The sequence below is a fragment of the Pseudomonas sp. DF5 genome (genome assembly GCF_058148225.1).
This window is the reverse complement of the sequence record NZ_JBYVYM010000003.1, coordinates 172780-194641: the sequence shown is the minus strand read 5'-3', so window position 1 is coordinate 194641 and position 21862 is coordinate 172780. Positions and strand designations below refer to the sequence as shown.

14 protein-coding genes and 1 pseudogene are annotated in these 21862 nt (G+C 58.7%); 9 read left to right on the top strand and 6 right to left on the bottom strand.

Annotated features, from left to right (window positions below; translation table 11 throughout):
• Positions 1-38: 38 nt before the first annotated feature.
• Together AC30D7_RS04290 and AC30D7_RS04285 are read right to left on the bottom strand one after the other, a co-directional pair.
• Positions 39-1529, bottom strand: coding sequence for a hypothetical protein (locus AC30D7_RS04290; RefSeq protein WP_490133193.1), 1491 nt, complete (start codon positions 1527-1529; stop codon positions 39-41).
• Between the two features lie 602 nt (positions 1530-2131).
• The gene (locus AC30D7_RS04285; protein WP_490133192.1) at positions 2132-3154 is read right to left on the bottom strand and encodes a zinc-dependent alcohol dehydrogenase family protein; all 1023 of its coding nucleotides are present in this window, start codon (positions 3152-3154) and stop codon (positions 2132-2134) included.
• Positions 3155-3422: 268 nt separating this feature from the next.
• On the opposite strand from AC30D7_RS04285, the gene AC30D7_RS04280 reads away from it, so the two are divergent.
• Both AC30D7_RS04280 and AC30D7_RS04275 read left to right on the top strand, forming a co-directional pair.
• Entirely contained in the window at positions 3423-4337 is a 915-nt protein-coding gene (locus tag AC30D7_RS04280) for a LysR family transcriptional regulator (RefSeq protein ID WP_490133191.1), read from the top strand.
• 130 nt (positions 4338-4467) lie between these two features.
• A complete protein-coding gene (locus tag AC30D7_RS04275) occupies positions 4468-4953 on the top strand; it encodes a LysE family translocator (protein WP_490133190.1) in 486 nt (161 codons plus the stop codon).
• 47 nt (positions 4954-5000) lie between these two features.
• Here AC30D7_RS04275 and AC30D7_RS04270 read toward each other — a convergent pair.
• Positions 5001-5483: pseudogene (locus tag AC30D7_RS04270) on the bottom strand (methyl-accepting chemotaxis protein); the annotation flags it as partial.
• Positions 5484-5786: 303 nt separating this feature from the next.
• Here AC30D7_RS04270 and AC30D7_RS04265 point away from each other — a divergent pair.
• A complete protein-coding gene (locus AC30D7_RS04265) occupies positions 5787-7169 on the top strand; it encodes an LLM class flavin-dependent oxidoreductase (RefSeq protein ID WP_490133189.1) in 1383 nt (460 codons plus the stop codon).
• Between the two features lie 307 nt (positions 7170-7476).
• Here the strand turns inward: AC30D7_RS04265 and AC30D7_RS04260 are convergent, their stop codons facing one another.
• From AC30D7_RS04260 to AC30D7_RS04250, 3 genes are all read right to left on the bottom strand, one after another.
• Complete coding sequence (locus AC30D7_RS04260) at positions 7477-10497, bottom strand: EAL domain-containing protein (protein WP_490133188.1); 3021 nt, start codon at positions 10495-10497, stop codon at positions 7477-7479.
• On the bottom strand, positions 10485-11504 hold the full coding sequence (locus tag AC30D7_RS04255) for a substrate-binding domain-containing protein (protein ID WP_490133277.1): 1020 nt from the start codon (positions 11502-11504) through the stop codon (positions 10485-10487). Before AC30D7_RS04255 ends, AC30D7_RS04260 begins: the two co-directional genes overlap by 13 nt.
• 375 nt (positions 11505-11879) lie before the next feature.
• Positions 11880-12896: an AraC family transcriptional regulator gene (locus tag AC30D7_RS04250; RefSeq protein ID WP_490133187.1), complete on the bottom strand. Its 1017-nt coding sequence runs from the start codon at positions 12894-12896 to the stop codon at positions 11880-11882.
• 131 nt (positions 12897-13027) lie between these two features.
• On the opposite strand from AC30D7_RS04250, the gene AC30D7_RS04245 reads away from it, so the two are divergent.
• The 6 genes from AC30D7_RS04245 (at position 13028) to AC30D7_RS04220 (ending at position 21813) form a co-directional block, all read left to right on the top strand.
• Positions 13028-14212: an acetyl-CoA C-acyltransferase family protein gene (locus tag AC30D7_RS04245; RefSeq protein WP_490133186.1), complete on the top strand. Its 1185-nt coding sequence runs from the start codon at positions 13028-13030 to the stop codon at positions 14210-14212.
• Positions 14213-14228: 16 nt separating this feature from the next.
• Positions 14229-15080 carry a 3-hydroxybutyryl-CoA dehydrogenase gene (locus tag AC30D7_RS04240; RefSeq protein WP_490133185.1) on the top strand — a complete coding sequence of 284 codons (852 nt, stop codon included), beginning with the start codon at positions 14229-14231 and terminating at the stop codon, positions 15078-15080.
• Entirely contained in the window at positions 15067-15663 is a 597-nt protein-coding gene (locus tag AC30D7_RS04235) for a TetR/AcrR family transcriptional regulator (protein WP_490133184.1), read from the top strand. Before AC30D7_RS04240 ends, AC30D7_RS04235 begins: the two co-directional genes overlap by 14 nt.
• 283 nt (positions 15664-15946) lie before the next feature.
• Complete coding sequence (gene mexE / locus AC30D7_RS04230; RefSeq protein WP_490133183.1) at positions 15947-17200, top strand: multidrug efflux RND transporter periplasmic adaptor subunit MexE; 1254 nt, start codon at positions 15947-15949, stop codon at positions 17198-17200.
• Between the two features lie 15 nt (positions 17201-17215).
• Positions 17216-20395: an efflux RND transporter permease subunit gene (locus tag AC30D7_RS04225; protein ID WP_490133182.1), complete on the top strand. Its 3180-nt coding sequence runs from the start codon at positions 17216-17218 to the stop codon at positions 20393-20395.
• Positions 20392-21813 (top strand): efflux transporter outer membrane subunit, encoded by a 1422-nt coding sequence (locus AC30D7_RS04220; RefSeq protein ID WP_490133181.1) that lies wholly within the window; start codon positions 20392-20394, stop codon positions 21811-21813. The genes AC30D7_RS04225 and AC30D7_RS04220 overlap by 4 nt, the downstream gene beginning before the upstream one ends.
• Positions 21814-21862: the final 49 nt, after the last annotated feature.

Here is a 21862-nt window from a genome sequence, read left to right as displayed (position 1 = left end):
ATGACGCTCTCTTGATGAATCCGCCAAACCAGAAACGTTCACTGGCCCATCGACCATTCGCCAGTCATTGCCATTTCATTTTCAGGATCCATGCCTTCAGCTTGCGCGCGCGCGTCGCCGCTTTCCGTGCCGGCCCCCCTTCCCTCGTCCCGAACCACCGGCCCCATGCGATAAAGCGTACCGATCAGGTTGACCGACAACCCACTGACATCAACCATCCATTGCAGAACCTGCTCGGGTGCCGGGCCGCCTTGCATCGCCCGGTGCAATTCCGGCAGCGCCACCAGCATGCCGGGGTGGCACTGACGGAGAAAATGCTCCAGTGCCGCGCCTTTATCGACAAAAGGGGCGAACAGCAGACACACCAGTTGGGCTTCACTCAAACCGAGACTTTTTTGTGCCTCGGCCGTCGCCAAGCCGCGTTGATCGGCCATTGTCAGCGGATTGCCGAAAGTTTCCATTGCCTGCTCGCAAAAACGCTCGGGCAACTGTTTACGGCGCATCAACACCAGCGCCCGTTGCAGGTACTCGATGACACCATCCTCGTAGGTGCGAGCGTGTATAAAACACGCTTGCAGGCCGCGAACATGCGCGGATATCGACAGACTGACATGGTCGTTATCACTGAGTTGAGCCGTCAGTTCGTCAGGTTGAAACCCGAGGAAGTCAGTGAGCAGCGGCCAGCGCTCTTCCAGATTGCTGACCAGCATGTCGTGAATGTCGATGAAGGTTGTACGGCGGCAAGCTTCAAAGCGCTCGACAGGACGCCATGCAGCTTGAGTAGAGTCGGGATATAGCTCGCGATAGCAGTCACTGCCCAGCTCATCAAGCCGCGCGAACAATCCCTCATAGCCCGTCTCATGGCGGCTCGACGGTTGAAGCCCGGCCCTGGCTGCAGCACGGTTCAAACTGTCGAGAAACTGTGCCTGCCGACGAGGTGAATCGCTACTGACCATGACATCGACGCCGTTGTCCCAGCGGGCGATTTGCCCAAAAAACTCGCCAGTTGCCAGGTACCCGTCGTCCCACAAATCGAGCGGCCCGTTCCAGGCGCGACGGTGACCGACCATCAGCAGGTTGAGCCGATTCGACTCGCGGCCGGCTTCGGAGATTGGCCCCAGGTGGTTGAACGGAAGGACTTCACGATTATCGACCATCAACATTTCGACCCGGGGATCGTCGTAGAGAAACAATGCGCTGCTGCTGCGATGGATGTTTTCCAGTGCTGTCGAAGCCGTGCCATTCAAGCGCAACGTGGCCACTCGCAGCCGAAATGTCGCCGGTGCCCGACCGGCGATACTCAGTTGCGCGGCGCGCAGCAGTGCCAGTGTGTAGCAGCTATCACGGGACCCGGACTGGATCGCCAACACCTTGTAATCGCCAATACGCTCCATACCTCCAGCCGACACCACCAGGCGCTGAATCATCAGTTGCAATGCCGTGCGCTCGGCGCGAGAGAAAAAACTCAGCAAGCGCTGCAGTACTTGTTGATAAACATAATTCATTGCCTGTTCATGGGTATGGGTCATCATTGTTTACCTGTTACTCATAAGTTCAACGCCGCGCCAACAATTACATGGATTGCGCAACGGATTGCTTGTCGTCGATGGAGTGCCGGGGCTGTTATCAAATGCTAGCACTTAAGCATTGTGTAATTATTTGAAATGGTTGCATGTCTCGAGAACCCCAAACAAGGCAAGACCGCCGCAGCGCCCAGCAGGGCTGGGGCTTTTCGGTTCCGTGCGATTTCCTAGGAAATTTCCGACAACATCCCACAGACATGTAATACAAGAAATAAAGAAAGAAGTTGCCAATAAATGTATGAGCATCGAGCGATGTCGAGTTATTTGTTGAGCACGTATTGCCGGTGCGCACTGAAAAGTTTCAATCTGATACCCAGCCATGACTCTTTCCTTGAGATGAAATAATCATCCAATTATCAGGGCTTACATAATGATTAGAAGATACAGATCGAGAGCAAAAACCAGTTCAGTTGCTGAACCGTCCCACCGAGGGACCAATGGGATGTCTCATTTTGGAGGTCTTTACAGCGGAAAAGTCCGTGCTCGCACGGACTTTTCCAGAGGGGCTTATACAACGAAGCTCATGCAAAGAGCCTCATACGAATGGCCTAGGCAGGCTCGACCTCAAGGGCGACCCGTTCGCGGCATGGGCATTCGTCCATGTAGCGGTGCGCTTCGACAAACTGGGAGAACGGGAACACCCGAGTCTTGAGCGGCAGCAGCACACGGTCTGCGGTCAACTGGTTGATGTCGCGCAGGGCACGTTGCAGTGCGGCCTGGTCCTGCAGGATGCCCAGTTCCGGCTTGCCGGTGAAGTTGCCAATGCAGTGCACGAAGAACTGGATGTTCTTCTGGAACGCCGCACACGCCGGGAAGGGTGTCTGGTTACCACCTTGCAACCCGTACAACACCAGACTGCCACGAGGTGCGAGCACATCGCCAAGCATTGACATCTGCGGTCCGCCAAGGCCATCGAACACGACGTCGACGCCACGGTTATCGGTAATTTTGTTGATCCGCATCAGCAGATCTTCTTCTTCGGTGACGATGACTTTTTCGGCACCCAGCGACAGCAGGTATTCACGCTCGTCCGCGGTTTTGGTCGCAGCGATCACCCGCACCCCCATGGCTTTGCCCAGTTGCACGAACGATGGCCCGGCGCAATGACTGGCGTCGGTCACCAAGGCGAATTGCCCGGGTTTGACTCGCGCCAGATCGGCATAAGCAAAATAGGCGATCAACAGCGGTGTGTAATGCACGCTGGCTTCGATCGGGCTGAGCACGTCCGGGTAACGGGTCAGTGCCGTGCGCGGCAGAACGATCTGTTCGCCATAGACCGGATAGTCGTTGGGGCTTTCGGCCGGGAAGCTGGCGACCTTGTCACCGACGGCCAGGTCATCGACGCCCTCGCCGAGCGCCGTGACCACACCGGCCATTTCATGACCCAGACCTGAAGGCAGGCGAGCATGGGACGAAGCCAGGTTCTGGCGCCAGAGAATGTCATACCAGCTGATGCCAATCGCCTCGACACGCACCTGCACTTCGCCCGGTGCAGGCAGAGCGGCCGCATGCTCTTCGCATTTGAGCACCTCGGCTGGACCAAACTTGTGAAAACGGATCGTGCGGGACATCGCAAACCTCGTCAAATTAACCTCTAATGCCCTGAACTCTATCTGGGCTTTTTACCCAAGACCATCAGTGGCTATTAATAGTCGACATGCCTGTCATTGATTCCGCAGCGACGGCGACATCATCCAATGCCGTGAAAACCGAAGCAGCCTTTCAGGGAAAACTGAATTACCCTGTGCAGAGTACCAGCCTTTCCCCGTAAGATTCATGCCGGCCATTGTTCTCATATGGTCGCTCACGTCAAGTTTGTTGAATCTGCCAGGACCCCAGATGAATCGTAATGACCTGCGTCGTGTCGACCTGAACCTGTTGATCGTTTTCGAAACACTGATGCACGAACGCAGCGTGACCCGCGCTGCGGAGAAACTGTTCCTCGGCCAGCCCGCCATCAGTGCGGCGCTCTCGCGCCTGCGCGGGCTGTTCGATGACCCGCTGTTCGTGCGCACCGGCCGCAGCATGGAGCCTTCCGCCCGGGCGGTGGAAATCTTCGCCCTGCTCTCGCCGGCCCTGGATTCGATTTCCACCGCGGTCAGCCGTGCGGCGGAATTCGATCCGGCAACCAGCACTGCGGTGTTCCGCATCGGCCTGTCGGACGATGTCGAGTTCGCGCTGCTGCCGATGCTGCTCAAGCGGCTGCGGGCCGAGGCACCGGGCATCGTGTTGGTGGTGCGTAGGGCCAACTACATCTTGATGCCGAGCCTGCTGGCTTCGGGCGAGATTTCCATCGGCGTCAGCTACACCGCCGACCTGCCGGCCAACGCCAAGCGCAAAATATTGCGCCGCAGCATGCCAAAACTGCTCCGTGCCGACTCAGTGCCGGGGCCGTTGAGCCTGGACGATTTCTGCGCCCGCCCCCATGCGCTGGTTTCATTCGCGGGCGACCTGAGCGGTTTTATCGATGAAGAGCTGGAGAAACTGGGGCGCAAACGCCACGTGGTGCTGGCGGTGCCGCAGTTCAACGGGTTGAGCACACTGATCAGCGGAACCGATATCGTGGCTACTGTCCCGGATTACACCGCCGAAGCGTTGACCGCCGCTGGTGGTGTTCGGGCGGAAGACCCGCCGTTGCCAGTGCGCAGTTTCGAATTGCACATGGCCTGGCGTGGCTCGCAGGATAATGATCCGGGTGAGCGGTGGTTGAGGTCGCGGATTCAGATGTTCTTCGGCGACCCTGAGAGTCTTTGAAAGGGGACTGGCGCCTTTTTTCAAGGGGCGTTAGCTGGATTTGGCGTTACCCAAAAGTCCACTGCTGCCGATCAGTAACCCGCGCTACTCCAAGGCTTTTTTTGGGGGGCGTTATTGTCAAGGGCTACAAATGTCATTTGATCTCCACCATCTCCTGCTCGTATTCACCGCCTACATCGTGGGAGCAGCAAGCCCTGGCCCCAGCACCCTCAAAATAGTCGGAGGGATTTACCTGCTTTTCCTCGCCATCAAAGCTGGCCGCTCCGCCCTCAACTCTGACGAGCGCCTTCAAAAAGAACTGGCTGCCGTACCAACCGTTTCTGGCTTTGGCCTTTACCGGCGCGGCCTGCTTATGCACCTCACAAACCCGAAGGCGCTGCTGGGCTGGATCGCAACCATGACCCTGGGGCTGGGGCCACACGCGACGCCTGAAACGGTTGTGATTATCCTGGCTGGCTGCGCCGTACTGAGCGTCACTATCTTCTGCAGCTATGCGATCGTCTTCTCCACGGCACCGATGATTCGAGGTTATCGCCGGGCACGCCGATGGATCGAAGGCACCCTGGGGTTAGTCTTCGGCGCCGCGGGTATAAAGCTGCTGTTCTCGCGCGCTTGAATCCATGACATCGCTCGCGGTTTGTCTGGAGTGCGCCGTGCTACGTCCTAAGTTCGAAAACCATCCACCAACTGCTTGAGTCGCGTGGCTTGCTGCTCAAGCTCGTCACAGGCAAACAAGGTGGCCCGGAGGTTTTCCACGCCTTCCTGGTTGAGGGTTTTGATCTTGGTGATGTCAACGTTTAACGAATCTATGACCGCAGTCTGCTCTTCAGTTGCGGTCGCCACCGACTGATTGATGCCGTCAATGTCGCCAATGCGCTGATTTACACTGCCCAGTCGCTCACCTGCCTGGTTGGCAATAATCACGCCGTCCCGACTGTAGCGCTCACTCTCGTTCATAGTGAATACCGACTCACGGGCGCCCATCTGAAGCTCTTCAATCATCGTGTGGATTTCCTGGGCTGACGTCTGAGTGCGATACGCCAGGCTACGAACCTCGTCGGCTACCACGGCAAAACCACGACCGGCCTCGCCCGCCCGTGCAGCTTCGATGGCGGCATTGAGCGCCAGAAGATTGGTCTGTTCGGCTCAGTGAGATGGACCGCGGCGCTGAACTACAACCACACGCAAATTCTCAGCGTCAACGATACGCGTTCTGACTCCTCGGGCGCGCAGAGCAAGAGCAAAAGATCGCAGGGTATTTCGAAGTGCAGCCATTCATTCTGATCAATGCCGAGCCCGGTAAGGATGGCGCCTGAGGCTCAGGCTCCATATAGCCTGACACAAGGCTCTTATTCCATTAAAGAAGTACATATTGTTTTTATAGTGCGTTTCAATCTATGCGCTGGAGTTGATACAGAAACGCCCCTTCAAATTAGTTCAGGAGCCATGATGGCTGATCCAAAACCTCTGTTGTTTGCACTCTACGAACAAGCCAGTGTGGGCTGTGGAGGTGCGCCGAGCCTCTGGACGCATCCGGCTGATGAGCGTCTGGCAATCAACTCGCTGGGCTACTGGTCGAACCTGGCGCGCATTGCTGACCAGGCCAACCTCGACATGCTGTTCTTCGGCGACGTGCTGGGTTTCTACGACGTCTTTGGCGGCAATGCCAATGCCGCGATGAAGTGGGCTGTGGAAGCTCCGGCCAACGACCCGCTGATGATCATTCCCGCCCTGGCCGCGGTCACCGAAAACCTGGCGTTCGGCGTCACGGTCACCACCAGCTATGAACACCCCTTCACCCACGCTCGGCGCTTCAGCACCCTGGACCACCTCACCAACGGCCGGGTGGGCTGGAACATCGTGACCTCTTACCTGTCCAGCGCCGCGCGTAACTTCGGCCTTGAACAGATGATCAAACACGATGACCGCTACGAACGCGCCGAAGAATTTCTCGAGGTGGTGTACAAGCTGTGGGAAGGCAGTTGGGCCGACGATGCGGTGGTCGCGGACAAAGCTCACCAGCTGTATGCCCTGGGTGATCGGGTACGGCCGATTAACCACGTCGGCGAGCACTATCGAGTCGCCGGGCCGCACCTCACCTCACCGTCGCCGCAGCGCACACCGCTGCTGATCCAGGCCGGCTGGTCGGGTCGTGGTCGCGAGTTCGCCGCCAAGCACGCTGAACTGATCTTCATTGCCAAATCCAACCCTCAGGAAATCCGTCAGGGCCTGGAGGACATATGGGCCAAGGCCCAGGCGCTCGGTCGCCAGCGTGAGGATGTGAAGTCCCTGACTGTATTGCGCATCGTCACCGCCAAAACCGAAATTGAAGCCCAGCGCAAATATGAGGCGTTGCAAAGCAACTACCACCTTCAGGCGCAACTGGTCAGTTATGCAGGCGACACAGGTATCGATATCAGTCGCTATGCCGACAGCGATGCATTGTCGACCCACACCGAAGGGCTGACGTCCTATGTCATGCGCCCCGATGGCAGTGGTAAGCCGTTGACCGCCGGGGATGTGAAGCAACGTTTTGCCAAGGTCACCCGCGGCAGCGACCTGATCCTGGTGGGCACTCCACAACAGGTAGCCGACCGGATCGAAGAACACGCGCGCATTTCCGGCACCAGCGGCTACATGATCAATCCGTTGATCAGCCCTGGCACACTCGAAGATTTCGTGGAGTTGATCATTCCCGAATTACAGAAGCGCGGTCTCTACAGAACCCAGCCGCAACGCGGTACCTTCAGGTCCAGGTTAAGGGAAGATGGCAGCAGCCATTTACCTGACTCGGCTTATGGCGCTTCATTCCGCTTCGGCAAGGCGCTATAGCCCGAAGGCGACTGCTCGAGCGTCATCAAGCGGTCGCCGAACGTTCGAGGAAAACGTCGCGGGACAGCGACGCAGCGGTGGTTCTTTCAAGGGACACTTTCAATTCCGCTCCCGGCAGCTCTTCGATATCTGGAAACCGTAAGGCAGTCTTCAATTACGAACTGACGCTCACACCCTGTTCGATCTCACGATGTCTTTCGGTCGTCCCGTAATCTGCCTGCGCAGTCTTTGAATGGGGTAGGGCTCGTTGTCTTCGTAGTGCGAGGACCACTTCTGACACAGCAGCGTTTTACCGTACGCCAAGTCATTAATGCCCGGGCATTGGACTGCGTGGACGTTTTACATCACGTTTTCGCCCTGCCGCGTCAGGGCTGGTAATGCGGCTCGGTTGGGGCAATCGGGACGTACGCAGTAACAGACTGATTTCCTCTGCGCTGACCGCTCTGCTGAAAAAGTGGCCCTGAATTTCATCGCAGCCGTTTTCACGCAGGAAGGTTTGCTGCTCTTCGGTTTCGACACCTTCAGCTATGACCTTGAGGTTCAGTTGGTGCCCCAACGAAATCACTGCGGTAGCGATGGCTTTGTCGTTCTCGTTGTCGGGCAGATCGTGCACGAAAGACTGGTCGATCTTGAGTCTTGCGATGGGGAAGCTTTTTAATGCGGCGAGGCTGGAATAGCCGGTGCCGAAGTCGTCGATCGACAGACTGATCCCCATTGATTGCAGTTCCTTCATTTTGCTGATGGCTTGCTGAAGGTCTTGCATGATCAGACTTTCGGTCAGCTCCAGCTCAAGGTACATCGGGTCCAGTCCGGTCTCTTGCAAGGCATGCCTCACCCGGTCGATCAGGTCCCTTTCGATGAACTGGCGTGCTGAAATATTCACCGACATGGTGATCGGCGGCCAGCCCGCATCCTGCCAGTCCTTGTTCTGTCTGCACGCGGTATGAATGACCCAGTCGCCGATGGGCACGATCAACCCGGTGTCTTCGGCCTGTGGAATGAATTTGATTGGAGAGACCATGCCAAGTTCGGGATGCTGCCAGCGGATCAGTGCTTCTACGCCGATAATCTGACCTGACTGCAAATCCACCTGTGGCTGGTACAGCAGCAGGAACTCGTCATGGTTGAGTGCGTTTCGAAGCCCGTCTTGCATGGCGAGCTTGCCTTGATCCTTGTTATTCATCTCGCTCGTATAGAACTGGTAACTGTTGCGACCCAGTTCCTTGGCCCGGTACATGGCGGCGTCCGCATTGCTGAGCAACGTGTCGGTATCGCTGCCGTCAGCTGGGTAGGTGGCCAACCCCATGCTGCAGGTGACGTGGAGTGTATGCCCGCTGAGCTGAATCGGCCGCAGGATGGCTTCCTGGATCTTGTGCAGGGCTGGAGTAACGCCGTCGAGGTCTGAGGGCTGGTCGAACAGGATGATCACAAACTCGTCGCCACCCAGTCGCACGACGGTGTCGGTGCGGCGTACACACTCCTGCATGCGCTGGGCGACGGTTTTCAGCAGTACGTCTCCAGCGCTGTGCCCAAGGCTGTCATTCACCAGTTTGAATTTGTCCAGATCGAGAAACACCACCGTCACCAGCCGGCTGTAGCGCTGGGCATAAAGTATTGCCTGCTTGAGACGGTCTTCGAGCAAGGTGCGATTCGGCAGCCCGGTCAATGCGTCATGGTCGCCCATATAGCGAATGCGCTTCTCGGTCAGTTGGCGTTCTATCGCAATACCGGCAAGAGGTGTCGCCATGTCGATCAGTCGCGTCTCGGTCGAGCTAGGGCTGCGTACGGTGTTGGAATACAAGGCAAACGTACCCAAGACCTTTCGTTCATGGGACAGAATCGGCGTTGACCAGCAGGCACGAAATCCATAGGGCGCAGCGGCTGACCGGTACTCCTCCCACAGCGGGTCCAGCTCGATATCCGTGACGATGACCGGTTCTCGTCGATACACCGCGGTGCCGCAAGAGCCGACGTTTGGACCGATCGCAATCCCGTCAATGAGCTGGTTATAGGCTTTCGGCAAACTGGGGGCAGCCCCGTGCAGCAGGTGTTTGCCATCCTCATCCAGCACCAGGATGGACACCATCATCCCCTCCAGTTGGGACTCGACCAGGTGAGCCAGACTATCGAGGACTTCTGCAAGTTCGGTGCTCCTGGCGATCAGCTCCAGGACATGACCTTGTCCGGCACGGATGATGGCTTCTTGCTCTAATCGGTTGTTTTGCAGGGCGAGCCGCTCTGTGGCGATACTCAATTGGACCGTTTTTTTTTCAAGCTGAAGACGGTCTTTGAGGAATTGATTCACCGCACGAGCCATGTTGCCGATCTCGTCTTTCCCATGTTCCACCATCATCAAATGCGTTTTGTCAGTGCGTTCCTGACGCAATTGCCGGCTGATTTCATTCAGGCGCACGAGCACATGACGGCCCATGAAGACCCGGGTCACGAACCAGGCGAATATCAGGCTGGCGCCCAACATGATCAGCACCCATCGCTGGCTACGATTTGAGGCCTCGACCAGACGTTGCACGGCTTCGCGATAGTCTTCGGTGTAAGCACTGGATTGCGCACGGGCCACCGCGACCAGAACCCCGGCCTCATTCTTCAACTCCTCATTGAAGCGCTGGATGACGTTGTGCTGATTGATGAGCCTCAGGCGCTGGGAGAAGAGATCGGGCGTTTCCCCATCAGCGTCGGGTAACTTGCCAGCGGCGCGTGACAGGCGCTCATATCGGATCCGCAGCCGTTGCACGGCATCGCTGTCATTAGCCTGCGGCAGATCGAAAAGTAACACCGCCAGTTCCAGGCTCGCCCGGGTCTTGGTCGCGGTTAACCGGGCAGCGTGATCCTCCAGGGCTTGCTCGAAGCTGACCTCGGTCTGCAACAGGCTTTCTCGCAGTTGCGCAACGATGTTGGCGGTATTGCGGAACATCTGACTCGACTGATGCATGTCGAGTATCGCCTCGCCACTGTTCGCGGCAGTCAGCTCCTGCACCAGTTGATCAAGGGCTTCAAGCTGTTCGACGGTCGCCGCATAGCTTGAACGCAGGGCGTCGGGGGAACGGGTTGTCAGAAGCTGATCGGTCTGGCGTTCGATCAGCAAGGTCCGCTGCACCATGTCTTGCCCATTTTGCATGCGCACCAGTCGTTCATCCGTCAGCTGGCGGGTGGCGCTGTTTGACGTGCGCAACGCGTAGACCGCTGTGGCACCACCCGCCAGGATCAGCAGCGCCAGCGTCAGGAACGCCAGTGTGAACTGTGCGCGCAACGACTGCGGCAATAGCCGGCGTCCGAGCCGGGAAATAACGTCCAATGTCAGGGATTCCATAGGTGGCGATAAATGTCTCGATAACCATTGTCAGGGTCGTACTGGAATTTCTTCCCGCCGTCGAAGGCAATATTGTCGGCATTGACCAGGTGAATCGGCGCTACGAAGCCGCTCACCGGCTGACCTGCAAACAGCCGGTTCAATTCGTCCATCACTTGCCAGCCATGCAGGTTGAGCGGCTCGGCCACGGTAACGGTCTGGTAGGTTTTTGCCTGTATGCGCAAGAAAGCCGAAGCGCTGCCATCACCGGCAGACAACAGACTGATGCCGTCACTGGGCATTGCGGCGTTGGTCAATGAGGCAATCGAGTAGTCGAAATAGATATCGTTGATGGCCAGCGTGTGGGTCCAGCGCTTGCCATAGCGTTGAAGCAGCTCTTTGGTGAGCGCTGGCATCTTCTCGCCACTTTCGGAGATCGCCACATCGCGCACTTCCAGCAACGTACATTCCCGGCAGGCCCGAATGACATTTTCCATGGCCTTGGCTTTCGCCATGGCGATGCTGTATTTGGAGTCGGTCAGGATGACTACGCCGGCGTGTCCGTTTGACTGTGCCACTGCCGCCATGGCCGTGAGGCGAGCCACTTCGAGCGGGTCGGTCGTGACGTTCATGGCCACCGGCGTGCCGTCAATCGGCCCGGGGCGTGCCCCGGCGTGCCAGCCAACCACCGGCACATCCCTGTTGGCGAAGAGGATCAGCGCCGCATTGTTCTCCAGGGCATCAGAGCCGCACAGAATGAGGCCGTCGGGCTTCTCTGCCAGGGCATCGGAGAAGGCCTTTGCGCGCCCGGCCGATGATCCAGCGCCATCGAATATCTTCAGCGTCCAGCCCATCGCCTTGGCTGCCTCGCGAGCGCCCTGCGCGACACCGACGATGCCTCCGTTACGCAAATCCTCCGCGACAAGGGCGATGCTCTTGCCCCGCTGGGCTTTTGGGCCGGATTCTGGGCCGCTCCAGCGAACGGCTTCGAGGGTGGCCCTGGAAACGATTTCCTGCGCTTCAATCACCGTAACCGTGGCGCTTTCGACACCCGCCGTGGTTGGCAGATTCTGGCCATATCCGGGCGTTGCCGTGAAAAGACAGAAAACCGTAATTGAAGCCATCCAGGGTATCCAAGGCCTGAGTAACCAGGGCCCGATCAGACAGGTTCGATCACCGAATGGAATGCCGGGTGTGGAGCCGATGGCGCGATCATAGTCTGGCATGGCGTCCCTTTTTGCCAAGAGTGCAGCGTTCACTATCCGAAAGGATAGTCGGTTCTGCTGTCATCAGGTCTTTTGTGGGCAAAGTGTGGCGTGTCTTGCGGACACTTACCTAGGCTTACTAATCAGGAAGTGAAGCGCGCAGGGGAACTTGCGCGCTTTTTCGCTCAACGGGATGAGTCAATCATCACCACCTTGAAACCGCAAACGGTATTGCCCCGGGCTCTCCCCCGTCCATTTTTTGAAGGCACGGTGAAACGCACTTGGCTCCTGAAACCCCAACTGTTCGGCAATATCGCTGATGCTCGCCTTGCTCTGGCGCAACCGTTCAAACGCCACCCCGCGTCGCACTTCATCCTTGATTTCCTGATACGAACAGCCTTCATGTCCCAGTTTCCGGCGAAAGGTACTGGGGCTCAGGTGCTGTTCCAGAGCGAAAGCCTGCAAGGTCGGCCATTCGCTGTAATGGCTATGGCGCAGGCGCTGATGAACCTGCGATGCCAGCCCATGCTGGTTGCGGAAGCGGATCACCAGCCATTGCGGTGCGGTGCGCAAGAACACTTTCAGCGAGGCAAGATCCTGAACCACCGGCAGCCGCAAGTAGTGACTGGCGAACTCGATTTCGGTGTGTTCGGTGCCAAAGGTCAGGTTTGGCCCCCAGAGCAAGGCATCATCACGCAGCGACAAACGTTGATGACGAAAATCCGCACGATCGATGGGAATGCGCCGCCCGCCCAGCCAACACAGCAAACTGATCATCAACACCAGAAACGTTTCTTCGCCCAGCCGACTGACCTCGTTGTTCTGCGAGCGGGTCTGCAAGCTGATGACCGCACGTTTGCCACGCACACTCAACGTGCCGCGAAAATCACGCAGGAACAAGGCGAAGTTGGCCAGGCACTGGCGCATGGCTTTTTCCAGCGTCGGCTCCTGAATCAATGCCCGACAGATCAAGGCAAAACCGCCCGGCGGCATACCATGGGAGTCCAACTGGAAAAATTCGTCGTTCAATTCTCGTATCTGCACCAGCCACAACGCGGCGAAAGCCGTGGCCGGCACCCGTGCTGTCGGCTGATCCATCAGTGCCGGATCAATCCCCGCCTGTTCGAGCACTGATCGCAGCCGCTGCGGTTTCTCACGTAGCGCATGGATCATGGGATACATGAAGTAAACCGCCACCGAATCCGTTTCCCGCATTTGAATGCCTCTCTCGTCACATCTGAACATGGCAAAAAACGCCATCACCCTTGAACAGTTTTGACATAGGCCAGTGGCGCTGTTGATTCTAAACTCGTGCCCAACAAAAAAGACCTGTTCAGAGAGCCAACATGAACCATTCCGATATTTTTGTAGTGAGCGCCGTCCGTTCCGCCATCGGCAGCTTTGGTGGTTCACTCAAGGATGTACCGCCTATTCAATTGGCAACCGACGTTTGCCGCGCCGCTATCGAACGATCAGGCCTGGCGCCCGAACATATCGGTCATGCAGTGATGGGGCATGTGATCCCGACCGAGGCACGCGATGCCTACATCTCACGGGCCGTCGCGATGAATGCCGGTCTGCCGAAAGAGACTCCCGCCTTCAACGTCAACCGCCTATGCGGTTCGGGTTTGCAGGCGATCGTCAGTGCCGCGCAAAGTTTGCTGCTGGGGGATGCGGGCGCTGCGCTGGCTGGTGGCGTCGAGTCCATGAGCCGAGGCGCATACTTGCTGCCGCAGGCGCGTTGGGGTGCACGAATGGGCGACATGCAGGCCATCGACTACATGCTTGGGGTACTGCAAGACCCGTTTGCCGGTTTCCACATGGGGATCACCGCTGAAAATATCGCCGAGCACTACGGCATCACGCGTCAGGCCCAGGATGAATTGGCGCTTCTCAGCCAGCAGCGTGCTGCCCGCGCGATTGCCGAAGGGCGTTTTTCCGGACAGATCGTGCCGATTGAAGTCGCGACCCGCAAAGGGACGGTTTCGTTTGCGACGGATGAGCATGTGCGGGCTGAGGTCAACGTCGAGCAATTGAGCCGCATGAAACCCGCCTTCAAAAAGGACGGCACCGTCACCGCCGGCAACGCGTCTGGTCTCAATGATGGTGCCGGCGCGCTGATCATGGCCACCGGGCAAGTCGTTCAGGAACAAGGCCTCAAGCCCATGGCTCGACTGGTGGGTTATGCCCACGCAGGCGTTGAGCCCTCAATGATGGGGTTGGGACCGATTCCCGCCACCCGCCTGGTACTCAAACGTGCCGGTCTGACCGTTGCCGACCTTGATGTGATCGAGTCCAACGAAGCCTTTGCCGCCCAGGCCTGTGCCGTCGCGCAAGAGCTGGGCTTCGACCCGCAGAAGGTCAACCCCAATGGCTCGGGCATCTCGCTGGGCCATCCGGTGGGCGCCACTGGCGCGATCATCGCCACCAAGGCCATTCATGAACTGCATCGCTGTCAGGGCCGTTATGCCCTGGCGACCATGTGCATCGGCGGCGGCCAAGGCATCGCCGTGTTGTTCGAGCGGGTTTGACCACAAGGACGTGCACATGAACCTACAGAACATTGGCGTCATCGGTGCCGGCACCATGGGCAATGGCATCGCGCAGGTCTGCGCCCTCGCCGGCTTCAATGTGACCTTGATCGACATCAGCGAGAGTGCCTTGCAAAAAGCGCTGGCAACCGTGGACAAAAACCTTGATCGGCAGGTCGTCAAGGAGACGCTGACGCATGAGCAAAAGCTCGCGGCCCTCGACAAGATTCGCACCAGCACCGATTACCACAGCCTGCAAAACGTGCAACTGGTAATCGAGGCCGCCACCGAAAACCTCGACCTGAAACTGCGCGTGCTGCAACAAATCGCCGCGCAGGTCAGTGCTGACTGTGTGATCGCCTCCAACACCTCATCGTTGTCCATCACCCAGCTCGCCGCCAGTGTCAGCCAGCCTGAGCGCTTCATCGGCCTGCACTTCTTCAACCCGGTGCCGGTGATGGGCCTGATCGAAGTGATCCGCGGCCTGCAAACCAGCGATACCACCCATGCCCTCGCGCTGGAAATGGCCACAACCCTGGGCAAAACCGCGATCACCGCCGGCAACCGTCCAGGCTTTGTGGTTAACCGGATTCTGGTGCCGATGATCAATGAAGCCATCCTGGTGTTTCAGGAAGGCCTGGCCAGCGCCGAAGAGATCGACGCTGGGATGCGCCTCGGTTGCAACCAGCCCATCGGCCCGCTGGCACTGGCGGACCTGATCGGGCTGGACACGGTGCTGGCAATTCTCGAAGCCTTCTACGAGGGCTTCAACGACAGCAAATACCGCCCTGCTCCACTGCTCAAGGAAATGGTCGCGGCCGGTTACCTGGGGCGCAAAACGGGGCGCGGCTTCCATGCCTATGCCTGAACGTTGCTCACGCTTCGCCGAATACCGGGACAAGGTGCTGGAGCTTTTTGCCAGCAAGGGTTTCGGTCAGGTCGGCATGCGTGAGCTGGCGACGAGCCTGGGGTTGTCTCCAGGCTCGTTGTATCACCATTACCCCAGTAAACAGCATTTGCTGCTCGACCTGATCGAGGAGTTTTACGAAGAGCTGTTGGCAACTCTGGGGCGCCTCGAGCAACAGTCGCTGGCAAAGCGCGACAGGCTCAACAGCCTGATTCGCGCCCACCTTAATCTGCACCAGGAAATGCCCTGGCATTTTCGACTGGCCGAGCGCGACAGTGGCTGCCTGAACGATGAGCAGCAGGCACAGGTTCGCCACTTGCGCGAGCAATACGAACGCAAATTGCTGTTGATGCTCGGAACAAAACCACCCCGCGTGAGCGAACCGGCGCTACAGGCCGCGGGTCGAGCCATCGCAGCCTTGCTCAACAGCGCGCCCTGTTGGTTGACGCAACATTCGCTGGATGAGCAAGAGCGCGATAATCTGATGGAAAACATGGTGAGTGGCGCCATCGAGCGATTATTGGTGCCAAAGACGCGTAATTAGGTGACAACTACCCACTCCGTCTTTAACAAGAAGCAAAATCCTTTGCTGGCGCGAGGTTGGCCCGCGAAGGCGGCGACACGGTTTCAAACCAGACCTTTGCACACCCCGCAACACACAATTGTCATCATTTCATTTGATAGCCCCCTAACAGAAGGTGCATGCTAGAGGGCTCGCTTCGATCTTATATCATTCCGAATGATAGTTACCTTCGCTTCATTCGATTCGTGCCATACAACCCCGCCAAGCATCATCCGTCCATCTCAATACATTGGCGGATGCATCCATGGAACAGTCACTCAAACATTTGCGCTTCCCCTTGGCCCTGTTGGCCGTACTGGTGATGAGCGCCTGCGGCAAGACCCCGGACGCCGCCGCCACCATGCCCGCAGCCAAAGTCAGCGTGGCCAAGGTGCTGGAACAACCGGTCAACGAGTGGGACGAATTCACCGGGCGCCTTGAAGCGCCGGAAACGGTTGAGATTCGTCCACGGGTTTCCGGCCAGATCGATGACGTAGCCTTCACCGAAGGCGCGTTGGTCAAGAAAGGCGATCTGTTGTTCCAGATCGACCCGCGCCCTTTCCAGGCTGAGGTCCGCCGCCTCGAAGCCCTGGTGGCGCAAGCTCGCGCCACCGCTACCCGCAGTGAAAACGAAGCCCAGCGTGGTGAACGCCTGCGCACCAGCAATGCGATTTCCGCCGAACTCGCCGACTCGCGCACCAGCGCTGCTCAAGAAGCTCGCGCCGCCGTCGGCGCCCTTCAGGCACAACTGGACCTGGCCAAACTGAACCTGAGCTTCACCCGCGTGACTGCGCCCATCAGTGGCCGCGTCAGCCGTGCGGAAATCACCGCCGGCAACCTGGTGACCGCCGATACCACCGCCCTGACAAGCGTGGTGTCCACCGACAAGGTTTACGCCTACTTCGACGCAGACGAGCGTGTGTTCCTCAAGTACAACCAACTCGCCCGCCAGGGTCAACGCGGCGCCACCACCCCGGTTTACATGGGCCTGTCCAATGAAGACGGCAACCCGCACCAGGGCCAGATGAACTTCGTCGACAACCAGGTCAACCCGAAGACCGGCACCATTCGCGGTCGTGCAGTGTTCGACAACAGCGATGGCAGCTACACCCCGGGTCTTTATGCACGCCTGAAACTGGTGGGCAGCGGCACTTACTCCGCGGTACTGATCAACGACGAAGCAGTCGGTACCGACTTGGGTAAAAAGTTCGTGCTGGTGATGGATGCCGACAACAAAACGGCTTATCGCCCGGTCGAACTGGGTCCGAAGATCGAAGGCTTGCGCATCGTGCGCAGCGGCCTGAACAAGGACGACACCATCATCGTCAAGGGCTTGCAACGGGTTCGTCCTGGCTCACCGGTCACCCCTGAGGTGATTCCGATGGCCAGCAAGGAAACCCTCGCGGCTCTCGCTCAACAACGACAAGCGCTGGAAGCCAGCAACCTGCCCCAAGTCGCACCTGCCAAGGTCGCGCCGGGTACGGTTGTGAAAGTGGCTGCTGCGACTCCACGCGGTTAAGGGGCAACTACTCCGATGAATTTCTCCCAATTCTTCATTTCACGGCCGATCTTCGCAGCGGTGCTGTCGCTGCTGATCCTGATCGCCGGTGCCATCTCGCTGTTCCAGTTGCCGATCAGCGAATACCCGGAAGTGGTGCCACCCACCGTGGTGGTCCGTGCCAACTTCCCCGGCGCCAACCCTAAAGTCATCGGCGAAACCGTGGCCGCTCCTCTGGAGCAAGCCATCACCGGCGTCGAGAACATGCTGTACATGTCCTCGCAGTCCACCGCTGACGGCAAGATCACCCTGACCATCACCTTCGCCCTGGGCACCGACCTGGACAACGCACAGGTGCAGGTGCAGAACCGCGTGACCCGGTCCGAGCCAAAGCTTCCAGAGGAAGTGACGCGCATCGGTATCACCGTCGACAAGGCGTCGCCCGACCTGACCATGGTTGTGCACTTGACCTCGCCAGACAAACGCTACGACATGCTCTACCTGTCCAACTACGCCCTGCTCAACATCAAGGATGAGCTGGCGCGTCTGGGCGGTATCGGTGATGTGCAGCTGTTCGGCATGGGCGATTACTCGCTGCGCGTATGGCTCGATCCGAACAAGACCGCTTCGCGCAACCTGACCGCCACCGATGTGGTCACCGCGATTCGTGAACAGAACCGTCAAGTGGCGGCCGGTGCCCTCGGCGCTCCGCCAGCGCCGAATGCCACCGCGTTCCAGCTGTCGGTCAACACCCAGGGCCGTCTGGTCTCTGAGGAAGAGTTCGAGAACATCATCATTCGCTCTGGCGAAAATGGTGAAATCACTCGCCTCAAAGACATCGCTCGCGTCGAGCTTGGCTCCAGCCAGTACGCCCTGCGTTCCTTGCTGAACAACCAACCGGCGGTGGCGATCCCGATCTTCCAGCGCCCAGGCTCCAACGCGATCCAGATCTCCAACGACGTTCGGGCGAAAATGGCCGAGCTGAAGAAGAACTTCCCGGAAGGCATGGACTTCAGCATCGTCTATGACCCGACGATCTTCGTGCGCGGCTCCATCGAGGCGGTGGTTCACACCCTCTTCGAAGCGCTGATCCTGGTTGTGCTGGTGGTGATCCTGTTCCTGCAAACCTGGCGCGCCTCGATCATCCCGTTGGTGGCGGTGCCGGTTTCGCTGATCGGTACCTTTGCCGTGATGCACCTGTTCGGCTTCTCGTTGAACGCCCTGTCGCTGTTCGGACTGGTACTGGCCATCGGTATCGTGGTCGACGATGCGATCGTGGTGGTGGAGAACGTCGAGCGAAACATCGGGCTCGGACTCACTCCGGTAGAAGCCACCAAGCGTGCGATGCGTGAAGTGACCGGTCCGATCATCGCCACGGCACTGGTGCTGTGTGCGGTGTTTATCCCGGCCGCGTTCATCTCCGGCTTGACCGGTCAGTTCTACAAACAGTTCGCCCTGACGATTGCGATTTCGACTGTGATATCGGCCTTCAACTCGCTGACCTTGTCGCCAGCACTGGCCGCCGTGTTGCTCAAAAGTCATGACGCGCCGAAGGACCGTTTCTCCAAGGTTCTGGACAAGATCTTCGGTGGCTGGTTGTTCCGTCCGTTCAACCGTTTCTTTGACAAGGCCAGCCATGGCTATGTCGGCACCGTGGGCCGGGTAATCCGCAGCAGCGGTATCGCCCTGCTGCTGTACGCAGGCTTGATGGTGCTGACCTTCTTCGGTTTCTCCAACACGCCGACCGGTTTCGTACCTGGCCAGGACAAGCAATACCTGGTGGCGTTCGCGCAACTGCCGGATGCCGCGAGCCTGGACCGTACCGAAGACGTGATCAAGCGCATGTCCGACCTGGCCCTGAAACAGCCTGGCGTGGAAAGCGCGGTGGCCTTCCCCGGCCTGTCGATCAACGGTTTCACCAACAGCCCTAACGCCGGCATCGTGTTCGTCACCCTGAAGCCTTTTGACGAGCGTAAGGATCCGAGCATGTCCGCCGGTGCGATTGCCGGTGCGTTGAACGGCCAGTACGCCGGGATTCAGGAAGCCTATATGGCGATCTTCCCGCCGCCGCCGGTACAAGGCCTGGGGACCATTGGCGGTTTCCGCCTGCAGATCGAAGACCGGGGCAACCTGGGCTATGACGAACTGTACAAAGAAACCATGAACATCATCACCAAAAGCCACAGCGTGCCGGAACTGGCCGGTCTGTTCACCAGTTACACCGTGAATGTGCCGCAAGTCGATGCCGCCATCGACCGGGAAAAAGCCAAGACCCACGGCGTGGCTGTCAGCGACATCTTCGACACCCTGCAGATCTACCTGGGTTCGCTGTATGCCAACGACTTCAACCGCTTCGGTCGTACCTATCAAGTCAACGTTCAGGCTGAGCAACAGTTCCGCCTCGAATCAGACCAGATCGGTCAGCTGAAAGTGCGTAACAACCGTGGCGAGATGATCCCGTTGGCGACCTTCATCAAGGTCAGCGACACCTCGGGGCCAGACCGCGTGATGCACTACAACGGCTTCATCACCGCTGAAATCAACGGTGCGGCAGCCCCAGGCTACAGCTCCGGCCAAGCCGAAAAAGCCATCGAGAAATTGCTCAAGGATGAACTTCCGAACGGCATGACCTACGAGTGGACCGACCTGACCTACCAGCAGATTCTGTCCGGCAACACCGCGCTGTTCGTGTTCCCGCTCTGCGTACTGCTGGCGTTCCTGGTGCTCGCTGCTCAATACGAAAGCTGGAGCCTGCCACTGGCGGTGATCCTGATCGTACCGATGACCCTGCTGTCGGCCATTACCGGGGTGATTGCCTCGGGCGGCGACAACAACATCTTTACCCAGATCGGCTTGATCGTACTGGTGGGACTGGCCTGTAAGAACGCGATTCTGATCGTCGAGTTTGCCAAGGATAAGCAGGAAGAAGGTCTCGGCCCGCTGGCAGCGGTACTGGAAGCTTGCCGTCTGCGTCTGCGGCCGATCCTGATGACCTCCTTCGCGTTCATCATGGGTGTTGTGCCACTGGTTTTCTCCAGCGGTGCTGGTGCCGAAATGCGTCATGCCATGGGTGTGGCGGTGTTCTCCGGGATGCTCGGGGTGACCTTCTTCGGTCTGTTGCTGACGCCGGTGTTCTACGTACTGATTCGCAACTTTGTGGAACGCGGTGAAGCGCGCAAAGCGGCCAAAGCCCTGAAACTGGAGGCGCAACAATGAGCCTGAAAGCCTTCCTGCCGAGCCTGCTGGTACTGGCGCTGAGCGCCTGTGCCGTCGGCCCGGACTACAAGACCCCAGCCACCGAGGCGGCCAACATCACGGCCGCCACCGATGGCAGCGCCGGTCAGAAGAACTTTGACCGTGCCCGTTTCGAAGGCATCTGGTGGCAGCAATTCGACGATCCGACCCTCAACCAGTTGGTGAAGCAATCCTTGCAAGGCAACCGTGATTTGCGTGTGGCTTTTGCCCGCTGGAAAGCGGCCCGGGCGATTCGCGATGACGCCAGCAATGATGCCATGCCGACCATCACCAGTCGCGCGAGCAGTGATCTGGCCAAGGGGCAGATTCCCGGCCAGACCACCAAACGGGTCAACAGTGAACGCTATGACCTGGGTCTGGACATGGCCTGGGAACTGGACTTGTTCGGTCGCATCCAGCGCAACCTGGAATCCAGCGACGCCGAACAGCAAGCGGCCGAAGCCGATCTTTACCAACTGCAAGTCACCATGATTGCCGAACTGGTGGACGCCTATGGCCAACTGCGCGGCGCGCAACTGCGGGAAAAGATCGCCCTGGCTAACCTGAACAACCAGCAGGAGTCGCGCAAGATCACCGAAAGCCTGCGTGATGCCGGTGTCGGCGATCAGCTGGACGTGGTTCGCGCCGATGCGCGCCTGGCGTCTGTCGAAGCCAGCGTGCCGCAGCTGCAGGCCGAACAGGTTCGTCAGCGCAACCGCATCGCCACCCTGCTGGGTGAACGTCCGGACAAGCTGACCGTCGACCTGAGTCCAAAAGACTTGCCGGCGATCGCCAAGGCTCTGCCCATCGGCGATCCGGGTGAACTGCTGCAACGGCGTCCGGACATCCGCAGCGCCGAACGCAAACTGGCGGCTGCCACTGCGCGTATCGGCGTGGCCAAGGCTGACTTGTTCCCTCGGGTGAGCCTCAGCGGTTTTCTTGGCTGGACTGCCGGGCGCGGTTCGCAAATCGGCTCGTCGGCAGCCAATGCCTGGGCGCTGGGCCCGAGCATTACCTGGGCGGCGTTCGATCTGGGCAGCGTGCGCGCCCGTTTGCGCGGTGCCGATGCTGAAGCCGAAGGCGCCCTGGCGACCTACGAGCAGCAAGTGCTGTTGGCATTGGAAGAGTCGGAAAACGCGTTCAGCGATTACGGCAAACGCCAGCAGCGTCTGATTTCGCTGATTCGTCAAAGCGAATCAAGCCGCGCCGCGGCAGACCTCGCCGAAATTCGCTACCGCGAAGGCACCGTGGACTTCCTCGTCCTGCTCGATGCCCAGCGTGAGCGTCTGGCAGCCGAAGACACCCAGGCCCAGGCCGAAGTCGATTTGTACCGCGGCATCGTCGCGATCTACAAAGCCCTCGGTGGTGGCTGGCAGCCAGAGACGGTCGCCAACAAGTAATGCTTTAACGTGCCCCTTTGGTTGGCCGCAACCCAACCAAATTCTTTGC

Excerpts from the sequence above, each read along its gene's own strand:
- AC30D7_RS04240 (WP_490133185.1), top strand. The coding sequence starts at position 14,229 with ATGAACCTACAGAACATTGGCGTCATCGGTGCCGGCACCATGGGCAAT.
- AC30D7_RS04260 (WP_490133188.1), bottom strand. The coding sequence starts at position 10,497 with ATGGAATCCCTGACATTGGACGTTATTTCCCGGCTCGGACGCCGGCTA.
- AC30D7_RS04275 (WP_490133190.1), top strand. The coding sequence starts at position 4,468 with ATGTCATTTGATCTCCACCATCTCCTGCTCGTATTCACCGCCTACATC.
- AC30D7_RS04265 (WP_490133189.1), top strand. The coding sequence starts at position 5,787 with ATGGCTGATCCAAAACCTCTGTTGTTTGCACTCTACGAACAAGCCAGT.
- AC30D7_RS04250 (WP_490133187.1), bottom strand. The coding sequence starts at position 12,896 with ATGCGGGAAACGGATTCGGTGGCGGTTTACTTCATGTATCCCATGATC.
- AC30D7_RS04220 (WP_490133181.1), top strand. The coding sequence starts at position 20,392 with ATGAGCCTGAAAGCCTTCCTGCCGAGCCTGCTGGTACTGGCGCTGAGC.
- AC30D7_RS04235 (WP_490133184.1), top strand. The coding sequence starts at position 15,067 with ATGCCTATGCCTGAACGTTGCTCACGCTTCGCCGAATACCGGGACAAG.
- AC30D7_RS04245 (WP_490133186.1), top strand. The coding sequence starts at position 13,028 with ATGAACCATTCCGATATTTTTGTAGTGAGCGCCGTCCGTTCCGCCATC.
- AC30D7_RS04290 (WP_490133193.1), bottom strand. The coding sequence starts at position 1,529 with ATGACCCATACCCATGAACAGGCAATGAATTATGTTTATCAACAAGTA.
- mexE (WP_490133183.1), top strand. The coding sequence starts at position 15,947 with ATGGAACAGTCACTCAAACATTTGCGCTTCCCCTTGGCCCTGTTGGCC.
- AC30D7_RS04280 (WP_490133191.1), top strand. The coding sequence starts at position 3,423 with ATGAATCGTAATGACCTGCGTCGTGTCGACCTGAACCTGTTGATCGTT.
- AC30D7_RS04225 (WP_490133182.1), top strand. The coding sequence starts at position 17,216 with ATGAATTTCTCCCAATTCTTCATTTCACGGCCGATCTTCGCAGCGGTG.
- AC30D7_RS04285 (WP_490133192.1), bottom strand. The coding sequence starts at position 3,154 with ATGTCCCGCACGATCCGTTTTCACAAGTTTGGTCCAGCCGAGGTGCTC.